Raw genomic sequence first — 14,512 nt, 5'->3', positions numbered from 1 at the left:
ACGACAACAACTGCGAGTCAGTTGGGTTTAAGCGGGTCAGAGGCCGACTTCGGCGGACTGGAGCAGCGCGACGGCGTCCGGCTGGCCTTCGAAGGTGACCAGGGCGTGATGCGTGCGGCCATGGGCATGCATGAGGAGTTCACCAGGTTCGCCCACGATGGCCACGGATACGGGCGCCCGCTTGGCAACGTGTCGGGGGCCGGTGGGCCGTACCAGCACGATCCCGAGGTCCACGCCGCGATAGAGTATGGCGGCTCGCTTGATCAATTCATCCCACAAGGCGTCCGAGTATTCCTCGTCGAGGGCCCGTGGAGCCCAACGGTCACCCGCCCTGCGGATGTCTTCCGTGTGAACGAAATATTCAATGAGGTTGGAGGACTCGTCGAGGGCCTTGATTTTCAGGGGAGACAAGGCGGGCGGCCCTGAACGGAAGGTGTTCACCAGCTCGGCGTAATCTTCCGTGGTCTTGAGCTTGGAGGCCAGCTTGGCCGTGGCTTTGTCCGAGGCCCGGGCGAGGCTCTTGATGAGCAAGCCAATACCGACGGCCGCTTTGCGCTCCCGCAAGTACAAGTGCGCGGCGAGGTCCCTTGTCAGCCACCCTTCGCAGAGCGTGGGGGAGTCAGGTCCGGCCGCCAGGAGTGTTTCGGCCAGTACTTCGCGGGAGGGATCGACGAAATGCATCACTTGTGAAACTAGCACGAGACGCTCTCTGTTGCGCAGTGGAACCGCCGCTGAATTTCGCCTCCACTTGAGGCACTAGACTTGATCTGATGTCTGAGCAGTCAACACCCCCAGCCACGCCCGCTGCCGCTTCCGCCGCGGAGCCCGCCGTCGTGCCCGTTAGTCCGCTCCCGCACGAGCTGGCCGCCTCGCTGAAGCGCGATTCCGCCGGCTTGGTGGCGGCGGTCATCCAGCAGTTCGACACCGACGAAGTGCTGATGCTCGGCTGGATGGACGACGAAGCGTTGCACCGGACCCTGACCACGGGACGCGTCACATTCTTCTCCCGCTCCCGCCAGGAATATTGGCGCAAGGGAGACACCTCCGGGCACGTCCAGTTCGTGAAATCGGTGGCCTTGGACTGCGACGGCGACGCCCTCCTGGTCCGCGTCGACCAAGTCGGTGCGGCCTGCCACACCGGTACGCGCACGTGCTTCGATGGCCGGAGCCTCGCCGCCGTGACCGGCGAGCGGGACTAACCCGCTACACACCATCCACTGAGGCAAGCAGACAAGAAGAGGCGGAGAACACAAACCATGCAGGACCTTGGAATCATCAGCCCGGGCCTGGAGGAGTTCCGCGAACTCGCCGCGCACAGCCGTGTCATCCCGGTCCGGCTGAGGGTACTGGCCGACGCCGAGACCCCCATCGGGCTCTACCGCAAGCTGGCCCAAGGCCAGCCCGGCACCTTCCTCCTGGAGTCGGCAGCTGTCGGCGGGGCATGGTCACGTTATTCCTTCATTGGTTCGCGTTCGCGTGCCACCTTGACAAGCAAGGACGGCCAGGCGCACTGGATCGGCGAGCCTCCTGTCGGCGTGCCCGTGGACGGCAGCCCGGTCGACGCCGTCCGCGACACCATTGCAGCCCTGCAGACCGACCGCTTCCCGGACCTTCCTCCCTTCACCTCCGGCCTTGTGGGCTTCCTTGGCTGGGAAACCGTCCGGCACTGGGAGAAGCTGACCAGCCCCCCGGAGGATGACCTCAACCTGCCGGAACTGGCCCTGAACCTCGTGACGGACATGGCTGTCCACGACAACATGGACGGCACCGTCCTGCTGATTGCCAACGCGATCAATTTCGACAACAGTTCCGAACGGGTCGACGAAGCCTGGCACGACGCCGTCGCCCGGGTGAAGCGCCTGCTGGACCAGATCAGCACGCCCGTGAAGCAGCCTGTATCGGTGTTGCAGTCGGAAGCCCTCGACTTCGCGTCGAGCGTCCAGGAACGCTGGGCCGAGCAGGAGTACCTCGACGCGATCGATCGCGGCAAGGAAGCGATCGTCGACGGCGAGGTCTTCCAGGTGGTCATTTCGCGACGCTTCGAAATGGAGTGCGCCGCGGACCCGCTGGATGTCTACCGCGTGCTGCGAAACACCAACCCGAGCCCTTACATGTACCTCTTCAGCCTCGAAGATCCCGACGGACGCGAGTACACGATCGTCGGCTCCTCTCCCGAGGCCCTCGTGACGGTGACCGGCAACGAGGTCATCACCCACCCGATCGCCGGATCGCGGCCCCGCGGCAAAACCGTGGAAGCCGACAAAGCGCTGGCTACCGAGTTGCTCGCGGACCAGAAGGAACGCGCCGAACACCTCATGCTCGTGGACCTCTCGCGGAACGACCTGTCCAAGGTCTGCGTGGCCGGAACAGTGGACGTTACGCAGTTCATGGAGGTTGAACGCTTCAGCCACATCATGCACCTCGTGTCCACGGTCGTCGGAGAATTGGCGCCCGGGGCGAAGGCATACGACGTCCTCAAGGCGACCTTCCCCGCCGGCACGCTGTCCGGCGCGCCCAAACCGCGCGCACTGCGGCTCCTGGACGAACTCGAACCGCACCGGCGCGGCATCTACGGCGGCGTCGTCGGATACCTGGACTTCGCAGGCGACATGGACATGGCGATCGCCATCCGCTCGGCACTGTTGCGTGAGGGCCGGGCGTATGTCCAGGCCGGCGGCGGCATCGTGGCCGATTCCCACAAGCCTTCCGAAGCGCTGGAGACCGTGAACAAGGCGGCGGCCCCCTTGCGTGCCGTGCACACCGCCGGATCGCTCCACAACATTTCCCCGGACGCCGTTTCCGCGGAATCGATCGTCGACGGGAAGCCCGCGCTGTGACCGTCGACCGCCCTCAGACGGCCACCGCAAAGCCTCCCGTATGGGCACGGAAGGGCAATGTGGTGCTCGCCATGGCCATTTTTGCCCTCGCTGTTTTCGGGACCACCACGCAGACCTGGATCAACGTCCGGCTCGATCCCGCCGCCGCGGCGAATGCCGACCTCCACGTCCAGGGGAGCAAGGCCGCCACAGCGGTGACCGCGCTCGCGCTCGTCGCCCTTGCCGGGGGACTGGCATCGTCCATCGCGGGCAAGGTTTCGCGCTGGATCATTTCAACGATCATCGTGCTCGCCTCGGCGGGCATCCTCATTGCCGCGGTGACCGTCCTGGCAGACCCACTCGGTGCGGCGCAAGGAACCATTGCGGCGACCACAGGCATTTCGGGCGGGCAGGCGGCCGCATCGTCGACTGTCTTCCCGGTACTCGCCGTCGTGGCTGCCGGCCTGCTCGCCCTGTGCGGTGGCCTGCTTCCGCTCGCGGGCCGGCACTGGAAGGCGCGCACCAAGTACGACGTCGCCAGCCGGGCGGCCCTCGCGGGTTCCGGACCGGTCGACGAGATCGACAGCTGGGACAGCCTTTCCCGCGGAGAAGACCCCACCTAAGACCCGACTGTCCGGACATCGGACGATGTCCCGGGTGCAGTCAATAAATGGCAGAATGTAAGCAGTATTCATCCTGAGGAGATTTCACATGAGCAAAACCACAGTGTCCGCGAGCAAGGCCCCTGTGACCGCTGCAAGCCACAGCGACGCCATCGGCCACGGCAACAGCCCGGCCGCGTGGACCTGCGTGATTGTCATGCTGGTAGGGGCCTTGATTTCGTCCATCGCCTTTGTGATCGCCAGCACCCCCATTTTCATCGCCGGCATTGTTGTCATGTTCGCCGGCCTGATCGCCGGCTGGGCCATGCGCAAGGCGGGCTACGGCGTCGACGGCAGCAAGCTGAAGAACGCCGGCCACTGACCGTGACCGTTCTTGATGACATCATCGTCGGTGTCAGGGAGGACATGGAGGCACGCCGCCTTCTTGTTGGCCTTGACGAGCTGAAAGAGCGCGCAGCGGCCACCGCGCCCGCACTGGACGCGTGGGCTGCCTTGGGCGGTCCGTCTGCCAGCCGCGACGAATTGAAGGTCATCGCGGAAATCAAGCGCCGCAGCCCGTCGAAAGGCGATCTCGCGAGCATCGTCGACCCTGCGGCACTTGCGGTGCAGTACGCGGACGGCGGCGCTTCCGTGATCAGCGTCCTCACCGAACAGCGGCGCTTCAACGGGTCCCTCGCTGACCTGGACGCGGTCCGCGCCGCCGTCGACATCCCGTTGCTGCGCAAGGACTTCACGGTTGACGAGTACCAGATCTGGGAAGCCCGCGCCCACGGCGCGGACCTCATCCTGCTGATCGTCGCGGCGCTTTCCGATGCACAGCTGCGCGAATTCAGCGCGTTGAGCCACGAGCTTGGCATGAACGTCCTGGTGGAAACCCACACTCCCGAGGAAATCGAGCGTGCGGCCGCAGCCAAGGCACGGATCATCGGCGTGAACGTCCGCAACCTCAAGACGCTCGACGTCGACCGCACCCTGTTTGGCTCCCTCGCGGGAAGCATTCCCGCGGGAGCAGTTGTCGTGGCTGAATCCGGGGTGCGGAACGCCGAGGACGTCGCGCACTATGCGGGAAACGGTGCCCACGCAATCCTTGTGGGCGAGGCCCTTGTGAGTGACTCCACGCCACACGAGCGGATCAGCGAATTCAAGGCGGCCGGAGCTGCCGCCATCGCAGTCAGGACCTAAGGCAGGCCTGAATCGCGGCCGGGACCCGGACAACAGCAGACACCATGGCTGCCTGCTGTGCCGCGGCTCCCGGAAGAACCCAACTACCAACTGAACAGGACGGTGAGACTGATGGTGGACGCATCAACAGCCAACTCGGATGAGAATGTGGCCGACGCATTCCTACAAGGCGGAACCTCGCTCCGCAACGCCGCTGGGCCATATTTCGGCTCTTACGGTGGACGTTGGATGCCCGAGTCCCTCATCGCCGCCCTGGACGAAGTTGAGGACACGTTCGAGAAAGCCAAGGCCGATCCCGAGTTCCTCGCCCAGCTGAAGGACCTCAACAAGAACTACTCAGGCCGTCCGTCGCTCCTCACGGAGGCCAAGCGGTTCTCGGAGCACGCCGGCGGGGCCCGCATCTTCCTCAAGCGCGAAGACCTGAACCACACCGGGTCGCACAAGATCAACAACGTGCTCGGACAGGCCTTGCTCGCCAAGCGCATGGGCAAGACCCGTGTCATCGCGGAAACCGGCGCGGGCCAGCACGGCGTTGCCAGTGCCACCGCTGCGGCCCTGCTCGGACTCGAGTGCGTCGTCTACATGGGCGCCGAGGATTGCCGCCGCCAGGCGCTCAACGTGGCTCGCATGCAGCTCCTGGGCGCCACCGTGGTTCCCGTGACCAACGGATCACAGACGCTCAAGGACGCCATCAACGACGCCCTCCGCGACTGGGTTTCCAATGTCGACAACACCCACTACCTGCTGGGCACCGCGGCCGGCGCACACCCGTTCCCGGCGATGGTGCGTTTCTTCCACGAGGTCATCGGCGAGGAAGCGCGCGCCCAGATCCTGGAGCAGACCGGCAAGCTGCCCGACGCCGTCTGTGCCTGCATCGGCGGTGGTTCCAATGCCATCGGCATCTTCCACAGCTTCCTGGACGACGCCTCAGTGAAGATCTACGGTTTTGAGGCAGGCGGCGAGGGCGTCGAAACCGGCCGCCACGCCGCAGCCATCACCCTTGGGCGCCCCGGGGTGCTCCATGGTGCCCGGTCCTACCTCATGCAGGACGAGGACGGCCAGACCATCGAGTCCCACTCGATTTCCGCCGGCCTGGACTACCCGAGCGTGGGTCCGGAGCACTCCTACCTCGCCGACATCGGCCGCGTCACGTACGAGCCCATCACGGACACCGAGGCCATGGAAGCGTTCCGCCTGCTTTGCCGGACCGAAGGCATCATCCCCGCCATCGAGTCTTCGCACGCCCTCGCCGGCGCCATCAAGGTGGGCAAGCAGCTCACGGAAGGCAAGGAAAACCCGGCAGACACGATCATCATCGTTAACCTGTCCGGGCGCGGCGACAAGGACGTGGAAACGGCCGCCGAATGGTTCGACATGTTGGATGAGAACGGCAACGTCAAGGGCACCACCCTCTCCACCCGCAAGCCCAAGGGAACGTCCGAACGCAGCAACCTTGAGATCAGCACTGAAGAAGCAAACGGGGGCCGGAACTGATGACTGAGCAGATGAGCAGCAAGTCCGCGGCCGCGATCAACCGCGCGAAGGCACAAGGCCGGGCCGCGTTGATCGGATACCTGCCGGCAGGCTACCCGGACATTCAGTCAAGCATCGACGCCGGCATTGCCATGGCCCGCAACGGCGCGGACCTCATCGAAATCGGCATCCCGTATTCGGACCCCGTCATGGACGGCGCCGTCATCCAGGCTGCGACCACGGAAGCAATCGCCAACGGTTTCCACGTCGCCAGCGTGTTCGACGTCGTCGCGGGCATCACCGCGGCCACCGACGCCGCAGTGCTGGTCATGACGTATTGGAACCCGGTCATGCGCATGGGCGTCGACGAGTTCTCACGCAGGCTGGCCGAGGCCGGGGGAGCAGGGCTCATCACTCCGGACCTCATTCCGGACGAGGCAGCCGAATGGTTCGCTGCATCGGACAAATACGGACTGGACCGGGTCTTCCTTGTAGCGCCTTCGTCCACGCCGGAGCGCCTGGCCATGACGGTGGAGGCAAGCCGCGGCTTCGTCTACGCCGTTTCCATCATGGGTGTCACCGGAGCGCGACAGTCAGTCAGCAGCGCCGCGGAGAAGGTTGTGGCGGACACGCATGCAGCCGGCGCCGAACGTGTTTGTGTCGGACTCGGAGTCTCCACCGCGGACCATGTCCGCGAGATCGCCGCTTACGCGGACGGCGTGATCGTTGGTACCGCGCTGGTTGCCGCGATCCGCGACGGCGGCGTTGACGCTGTCGCGCAACTCACCAAGAACCTCAGTGCCGGCCTCGGCCGGGCCACAGCGCAGGCCTAGAAAAGGAAAAGCGTAGACAATGCAGAGTCTCCTCCACGTCGCGGCAATGGCTCCCATGAGCATTCCGAGCCCCTCATGGTCCGGATTTGATATTCCGCTTCCGTGGGGGACCCTCCGCATCCATGCCTACGCGCTGTGCATTCTCTTGGGCATCATCGTGGGCCTGTGGCTCACCGCCGTGCGCTGGAAGCGTCGCGGCACTCCCGAAGGCAGCCTGTGGGACATCGCCATCTGGGCGATCCCCTTCGGCATTGTGGGCGGCCGGCTTTACCATGTGATCTCATCGCCGGACGCGTACTTCGGACCGGGCTTCAACGGCACCGGCGACCTCTCCCTGATCCCGCAGATCTGGCGGGGCGGCCTGGGCATCTGGGGTGCCGTGGTTCTCGGCGTTGTCGGCGCCTGGCTCGGATGCCGCCGTTCCGGCGTCAAGCTCACTGCCTTCCTCGACGCCGCAGCCCCCGGGCTCCTGCTGGCACAGGCGATCGGACGCTGGGGGAACTGGTTCAACCAGGAACTCTTCGGCGGGCCGACCACGTTGCCGTGGGGCCTCCAAATAGACCCCAACAGCCCCAACTTTCCGGCCGGGATGCCCAGCGACACGCTGTTCCACCCGACGTTCCTCTACGAATCCCTCTGGAACATCATCGGCGTCGTGGTCCTCCTCGTCCTGGACCGCCGCTTCCATTTCCGCCGCGGCAGGCTCTTCTGGCTGTACGCCATCTACTACACGCTCGGCCGCGTCTGGATCGAAGCGTTGCGGATCGACGACGCCGAACAGATCAACCTCTTCGGCATCACCACACGGCTCAACGTGTGGACCAGTATCTTCGTCTTCATCGCGGCGCTCATCATCTTCATCGCGCTGAGCCTGCGCGGCAGGCCCGAGCCGGACACGGCGTACCTTCCCGGCAGGGAGCCCGTCGCGGTGACCGCCGAAGAGGATGAGCCCGCCGTCGGCCACCCACATGCCGGGGACGATGAGCGGACTGCCGACGACGACACGGCTGCCGCCCGGGAGGCGGACAGCCCAATTGTGACCGATACGAAGTCCCATGATGCGGACGGATCTGTCTCAGATACCGGTGCGCATGGTAATCTCCGGAATAACCAAAGCGATCTGGGCCATACTGCTGAGCCAACGGAAACGGCCGAGGAGCCACATGCCGGCGTCACGTCGGATTCCGGCTCAGCGTCCACCGAAACCACCGCCAGCAGTGTCCCTGGATCCGGGCCGGAAGCTGGCAGAACCAAGTAGCCAGCGCTACGGCATCGGGGAACCGGGCTACCGCCCAGAGACCCCCGGCCACAGCGTCGTGGCACCCTTGGCAGTAGCCCGGCAGCACACAGAGGCTCCGCGGTCAAGCTTGGGTCAGGGGCATGCGTAACTGTTCGTTGCGTCTTGCCCGCTGTCCTACAATTTCTAGTAACTAGCGCTTTGTTATGCCCGTCACACGGCTGGCAAGGTGGGGCCAACGTTGTCCCTTCCATTCGCACGATCTCGAGGAAGGACGTCTTCAATGACCCATCTTCATAACCCAAGCTGGTCCGAAGCAGTCGAACCGCAAGGTGCCATCTCGCCCTTCAAACGTTTTGCTGCGCTCCCGGAAGCCCAGGGACTCTACAACCCTGAGCAGGAGAAGGACGCTTGTGGCCTTGCCATCATCGCCACCCTGCGTGGTGAACCCGGCTATGACATCGTGGAAGCGGCCCTGACTGCCCTGCGCAACCTTGAACACCGGGGCGCCGTGGGCGCCGACGAAGGCACGGGCGACGGCGCCGGGCTCCTCATGCAGGTTCCGGACGAATTCTTCCGGGCCGTCACGGAGTTCGAACTCCCGGCACCCGGGCAGTACGTCGTCGGTACCGCCTTCCTTCCGGCTGAAGCCCGCGAAGCCGGAACCGCGAAGGCCGGCATCGAAGCCCTTGCAATAGACGAGGGCCTGACGGTTCTTGGCTGGCGTGAAGTGCCCGTGGTCGGAGACCTGGTCGGTGCCATGGCTCGTGCCTGCATGCCTTACTTCGCGCAGCCGTTCCTCGCCTCCGCGACGGGCGAGGTGCTGGACAGGAATGAACTGGACTCCCGCGCCTGGCGTGTCCGCAAGCGTGCCCAGAACAAGTTCGGCGTGTACTTCCCCTCGCTGTCCTCGCGCACCATCGTGTACAAGGGCATGCTGACCACAGCCCAGCTGGAGCCGTTCTACCCGGATCTCTCGGACAAGCGCTTCAAGACCAAGCTGGCCATCGTGCACTCGCGCTTCTCCACGAACACGTTCCCGTCGTGGCCGCTCGCGCAGCCGTTCCGCACCATCGCCCACAACGGTGAAATCAACACCGTCAAGGGCAACCGGAACTGGATGCGGGCGCGCCAGTCCCAGCTCGCCAACCCGCTGCTGGGCGATTCCCCGGAGGAGCTGTACCCCATCTGCACGCCGGGTGCCTCGGACTCCGCGTCCTTCGACGAAGTTGCAGAGCTGCTCTGGCTTTCCGGACGGCCCATCACGCACTCGATCATGATGATGATCCCCGAGGCATGGGAAAACCACGCCACGATGGATCCTGCCCGCCGCGCCTTCTACGAGTACCACTCGCTGCTCATGGAACCGTGGGACGGTCCCGCAGCAGTGTCCTTCACCGACGGCAACCTCGTGGGGGCGACCCTCGACCGCAACGGCCTGCGCCCCGGCCGCTACTGGATCACCGAAGACGGCCTGATCGTCTTCGCCTCCGAGGTCGGCGTGATCGACGTCGAGGCCGCCAAGGTGGTCAAGAAGGGCCGTGTTTCGCCCGGCAAGATGTTCCTGGTGGACACCGAAGCCGGCCGCATCATCGACGACGCCGAGGTCAAGGCCGAGGTGGCCGCCGCCAACCCTTGGGCTGAATGGGTCAAGGACAACCTGATCGACCTCAACAACCTTCCCGAGCGCGAACATGTGCTGCATACCGCGGCGTCCGTGAACATCCGCCAGCGGACATTCGGTTACACCACCGAGGAATTGAAGATCCTCCTTGGGCCCATGGCCCGTACCGGGGCCGAACCGCTCGGCGCCATGGGTTCCGACACCCCGGTCGCCGTGCTGTCCAAGCGTCCGCGTTTGCTGTTCGACTACTTCGTGCAGTCTTTCGCGCAGGTCACCAATCCGCCCCTGGACGCGATCCGCGAAGAGCTTGTCACCTCGCTGAAGTGCGCCATCGGTCCAAACGGAAACCTGCTCGACCTCGGGCAGGTGCGCCAGCCGCAGATCTCCCTGCCGTTCCCGGTGATCAACAACGACCAGCTCGCCAAGATCGCCAACATCGAGAATGCCGACGGCGACAAGGTCGCCATGAAGGTCCGCGGACTCTACCGCCCGGAGGGCGGAGAAGCATCGCTCCGAAGCCGCTTGACCGAAATCTGCGAGCAGGTTTCCGGTGCGATCAACCGCGGCGTGCAGTACATCGTGCTGTCGGACCGTGACTCGAACGCGCAGTGGGCGCCGATCCCGTCCCTGCTGCTCGTGAGCGCGGTGCACCACCACTTGCTCCGCAGCGCCAACCGCACCAAGACCGCCCTGGTGGTGGAGGCCGGCGACGTCCGCGAAACGCACCACGTGGCAGTGCTGGTGGGCTTCGGCGCTTCCGCCGTCAACCCCTACCTGGCCATGGAGTCCGTGGAGCAGCTCATCAGCACCGGCGAAGTGGTCGGTGTGACCGCTGAAGACGGCGTCTACAACCTCATCAAGGGCCTCGGCAAGGGTGTCTTGAAGATCATGTCCAAAATGGGCATTTCCACGGTGGCCTCCTACACCGGAGCCCAGACTTTCGAAGCACTGGGGCTGTCCCAGGACCTCGTGGACGAATTCTTCTCAGGCACCCACTCGCAATTGGGCGGCGTCGGACTGGACGTCATCGCCGCCGAAGTGTCCGCCCGCCACCAGATGGCCTACCCGGAAGGCGGCATCGAGCTGCCGCACCGTCCGCTGCTCGGCGGCGGCGAATACCAGTGGCGCCGCGACGGCGAACCGCACTTGTTCAACCCGGAGACGGTCTTCCGCCTGCAGCACGCCACGCGCGAACGCCGCTACGACATCTTCAAGTCCTACACCAAGGGAATCGACGACCAGTCCGAGAACCTCATGACCCTGCGTGGGCTCCTGAAGTTCAAGGACAGCCAGCGTCCCGCCGTGCCCCTTGAGGAAGTCGAGCCGGTTTCCAGCATCGTGAAGCGCTTCTCCACCGGAGCGATGAGCTACGGCTCTATCTCCAAGGAAGCCCACGAGACGCTCGCAATTGCCATGAACCGGCTGGGCGCCAAGTCCAACACTGGCGAAGGCGGCGAAGACGTGGACCGCCTGCTGGACCCGGAGCGCCGCTCCGCGATCAAGCAGATTGCCTCCGGCCGTTTCGGCGTGACGAGCCTGTACCTGACCAACGCCGAGGACATCCAGATCAAGATGGCCCAGGGCGCCAAGCCCGGTGAAGGCGGCCAGCTCATGGCGCAGAAGGTCTACCCCTGGGTGGCCCGGACCCGCCACTCCACCCCCGGCGTGGGGCTCATTTCCCCGCCCCCGCACCACGACATCTACTCCATCGAGGACCTCGCGCAGCTCATCTACGACGCCAAACGGGCCAACCCCTCGGCTCGTGTGCACGTCAAGCTGGTGTCCGAGGTCGGGATCGGCACGGTGGCGTCCGGCGTCACCAAGGCGAAGGCCGACGTCGTGCTCGTTTCAGGGCACGACGGCGGAACCGGCGCCTCGCCGCTGAACTCGCTCAAGCACGCCGGTGTCCCGTGGGAGCTCGGCCTTGCCGAGACCCAGCAGACGCTTATGCTCAACGGGCTCCGCGACCGCGTCGTGGTCCAGGTGGACGGCCAGCTCAAGACGGGCCGCGACGTCGTCATCGCTGCGCTGCTGGGTGCCGAGGAGTACGGTTTCGCGACCGCGCCCCTGGTGGTGTCCGGCTGCATCATGATGCGCGTCTGCCACCTCGACACCTGCCCGGTGGGCGTCGCAACCCAGAACCCGGAGCTCCGCTCGCGCTTCACTGGCAAGCCCGAATTCGTGGTCAACTTCTTCGAATTCCTTGCCGAGGAAGTCCGCGAACTGCTTGCCGAACTCGGTTTCCGCAGCCTCGAGGAGGCCATCGGCCATGCCGAGGTCCTGGACACCCGCGAAGCGGTGGACCACTGGAAGGCCGAGGGACTCGACCTCGACCCGATCCTGCACGGCCTTGAGTTCGACGACGACGTTCCCCTGCGGAACCTCACCGGCCAGAACCACGAACTCGACAAGCACTTCGACCAGCGCCTCATCGGCATGGCCGCCGAGGCTTTGAGCGACCGCACGCCGGTGAAGATCGCCGTCGACGTCATCAATACGGACCGTTCAGTGGGCACCATGCTGGGTCACGTCGTCACCAAGACGTTCGGCATCGATGTGCTTGCCACGGACACCATAGACGTCACGCTGAAAGGCACCGCCGGGCAGTCGCTGGGCGCCTTCCTTCCGGCCGGCATCACGTTGCGCATGTTCGGCGACTCCAACGACTACGTCGGCAAGGGCCTCTCGGGTGGACGCATCATCGTCCGCCCCGACCGCACCAACGTTTTCCAAGCGGAACGCAACGTCATCGCAGGCAACGTGATCGGCTACGGCGCCACGAGCGGCGAAATGTTCCTGCGCGGCCAGGTGGGCGAACGCTTCCTGGTCCGCAACTCGGGCGCCACGGCCGTCGTCGAAGGCATCGGTGACCATGGCTGCGAGTACATGACGGGCGGCCAGACGCTGATCATCGGCCGCACCGGCCGCAACTTCGGTGCCGGCATGTCCGGTGGCACCGCCTACGTGCTGGACCTCCAGCCTGCCAGGGTCAACAAGCAGGCCTTGGATTCCGGCGAACTGCAGTTGCTTGAGCTCGACGACGAGGACCGCACCATCGTGCACGGCCTCCTGGTCAAGCATTTGGAAGAAACTGAATCCGTCCTGGCTGGCCGCTTGCTCGAGAACTTCGATGACACCGCTGCCCGCATCACCAAGGTTCTGCCGCGCGACTACGCCGCAGTCCTGCAAACCCGTCTCGATGCCATCGAGGAAGGCCTTGATCCCGATGGCGAAGAAGTATGGTCTCGAATCCTGGAGGTAACCGGTGGCTGATCCACGCGGATTTCTGAAAGTCCGGCAGCGCGAGACGCAGCCACGCCGTCCCGTTCCCGTCCGCATCATGGACTGGAAGGAAGTCTACGAAGCCCAGGACAAGGGCGTGCTCAAGAGCCAGGCAGGCCGCTGCATGGATTGCGGGGTTCCGTTCTGCCACCAGGGCTGCCCGCTGGGAAACCTCATCCCGGAGTGGAACGACCTCACGTGGCGCGGCAAGGGCGAGGAAGCGATCGAGCGCCTGCACGCCACGAACAACTTCCCGGAGTTCACGGGCCGCTTGTGTCCTGCACCGTGCGAAGCATCCTGTGTCCTGGGCATCAACCAGCCTGCCGTGACCATCAAGCAGGTTGAGGTTTCGATCATCGACGACGCCTTCGAAAACGGCTGGGTCCAACCGCTTCCGCCGGCGCGCCTCTCCGGCAAGACGGTCGCCGTCGTCGGCTCCGGCCCGGCGGGACTTGCGGTCGCGCAGCAGCTGACGCGCGTCGGCCACACTGTGGCCGTCTACGAGCGTGACGACAAGATCGGGGGACTGCTGCGCTATGGCATCCCCGACTTCAAGATGGAGAAGGAACAGGTCGACCGCCGCGTCGAGCAGATGAAGGCCGAGGGCACCCGCTTCCGCACGGGTGTGGCGGTCGGAAGCGACGTGACGTGGGAGCAGTTGCGCCGCCGTTACGACTCGGTGGTGATCGCCACCGGTGCCACCGTTCCGCGCGACCTTCCCATCCCGGGCCGCGATCTCGACGGCATCCACTTCGCCATGGATTACCTGGTGCCCGCCAACCGCGTGGTGGCCGGTGAAACCGTGGAAGGCCAGATCGATGCCAAGGGCAAGCACGTCATCATCCTCGGCGGCGGAGACACCGGCGCCGACTGCCTCGGCACGGCACACCGTCATGGCGCCGCGTCCGTCACGACCCTCGCGATCGGCAAGCAGCCGCCGCTCGAGCGTGCCACCCACCAGCCTTGGCCGACGTTTCCCACACTGTTCGAGGTTGCCAGCGCGCACGAAGAGGGAGGCGAACGCACCTACCTCGCCTCGACCGTCGAGTTTGTCGGCGAAAACGGCAAGCTCACAGGGGTCAAGGTGGCCGAGACCGAGTTCGTGGACGGCAAGCGCCTGCCGAAGGCCGGCACGGAGCGCGTCATTCCGGCCGATCTGGTCTTCCTGTCGCTCGGCTTCACGGGCGCGGAACCTGCCGGTATCACCGAACAGGTCAGCGCAGAATTCGACGGCCGCGGCAACGTGGCCCGAGATGGGTACTACATGACCAACACCGAGGGAGTTTTCGTCGCAGGCGACGCCGGCCGCGGGCAGTCCTTGATTGTCTGGGCTATCGCTGAAGGCCGCGCCTGCGCTGCCGCCGTCGACAAGTACCTCATGGGCAGCACCATTCTCCCCGCGCCGGTGGCTCCCACCGACCGGGCTATAGCGGTCCTCTAAG

11 protein-coding genes are annotated in these 14,512 nt (G+C 65.2%); 10 read left to right on the top strand and 1 reads right to left on the bottom strand.

Annotated elements, in window-relative coordinates:
* Positions 1-36 precede the first annotated feature (36 nt).
* Entirely contained in the window at positions 37-681 is a 645-nt protein-coding gene (locus QRN45_RS06110) for a TIGR03085 family metal-binding protein (protein ID WP_078105457.1), read from the bottom strand.
* 89 nt (positions 682-770) lie between these two features.
* Between QRN45_RS06110 and hisI the strand changes: the two genes are divergently transcribed.
* The 10 genes from hisI (at position 771) to QRN45_RS06060 (ending at position 14,511) form a co-directional block, all read left to right on the top strand.
* Entirely contained in the window at positions 771-1,199 is a 429-nt protein-coding gene (gene hisI / locus QRN45_RS06105) for a phosphoribosyl-AMP cyclohydrolase (RefSeq protein ID WP_284762692.1), read from the top strand.
* Positions 1,200-1,256: 57 nt separating this feature from the next.
* A complete protein-coding gene (locus QRN45_RS06100; RefSeq protein WP_078105455.1) occupies positions 1,257-2,837 on the top strand; it encodes an anthranilate synthase component I in 1,581 nt (526 codons plus the stop codon).
* A complete protein-coding gene (locus QRN45_RS06095; RefSeq protein ID WP_264637770.1) occupies positions 2,834-3,439 on the top strand; it encodes a Trp biosynthesis-associated membrane protein in 606 nt (201 codons plus the stop codon). Before QRN45_RS06100 ends, QRN45_RS06095 begins: the two co-directional genes overlap by 4 nt.
* An 88-nt stretch (positions 3,440-3,527) precedes the next feature.
* A complete protein-coding gene (locus QRN45_RS06090) occupies positions 3,528-3,800 on the top strand; it encodes an HGxxPAAW family protein (RefSeq protein WP_078105454.1) in 273 nt (90 codons plus the stop codon).
* A 2-nt stretch (positions 3,801-3,802) separates the two neighbouring features.
* The gene (gene trpC / locus QRN45_RS06085) at positions 3,803-4,621 is read left to right on the top strand and encodes an indole-3-glycerol phosphate synthase TrpC (RefSeq protein ID WP_284762691.1); all 819 of its coding nucleotides are present in this window, start codon (positions 3,803-3,805) and stop codon (positions 4,619-4,621) included.
* A gap of 111 nt (positions 4,622-4,732) precedes the next feature.
* Positions 4,733-6,115, top strand: coding sequence for a tryptophan synthase subunit beta (gene trpB / locus QRN45_RS06080; RefSeq protein WP_241708271.1), 1,383 nt, complete (start codon positions 4,733-4,735; stop codon positions 6,113-6,115).
* Positions 6,115-6,927, top strand: a complete 813-nt coding sequence (gene trpA, locus QRN45_RS06075) for a tryptophan synthase subunit alpha (RefSeq protein WP_284762690.1) — start codon at positions 6,115-6,117, stop codon at positions 6,925-6,927. The genes trpB and trpA overlap by 1 nt, the downstream gene beginning before the upstream one ends.
* A gap of 19 nt (positions 6,928-6,946) precedes the next feature.
* Complete coding sequence (lgt, locus tag QRN45_RS06070) at positions 6,947-8,185, top strand: prolipoprotein diacylglyceryl transferase (protein WP_284762689.1); 1,239 nt, start codon at positions 6,947-6,949, stop codon at positions 8,183-8,185.
* A gap of 262 nt (positions 8,186-8,447) precedes the next feature.
* Entirely contained in the window at positions 8,448-13,061 is a 4,614-nt protein-coding gene (gene gltB, locus QRN45_RS06065; protein ID WP_284762688.1) for a glutamate synthase large subunit, read from the top strand.
* Positions 13,054-14,511: a glutamate synthase subunit beta gene (locus tag QRN45_RS06060; protein ID WP_078105449.1), complete on the top strand. Its 1,458-nt coding sequence runs from the start codon at positions 13,054-13,056 to the stop codon at positions 14,509-14,511. Before gltB ends, QRN45_RS06060 begins: the two co-directional genes overlap by 8 nt.
* The last annotated feature ends 1 nt before the right edge of the window (position 14,512 follow it).

Source organism: Arthrobacter sp. efr-133-R2A-63 (genome assembly GCF_030209795.1).
Taxonomy (GTDB): Bacteria; Actinomycetota; Actinomycetes; order Actinomycetales; family Micrococcaceae; genus Arthrobacter; species Arthrobacter bambusae_A.
Note: the sequence above shows the minus strand (reverse complement) of the source record. Positions and strands in the feature narration are given on the sequence as shown.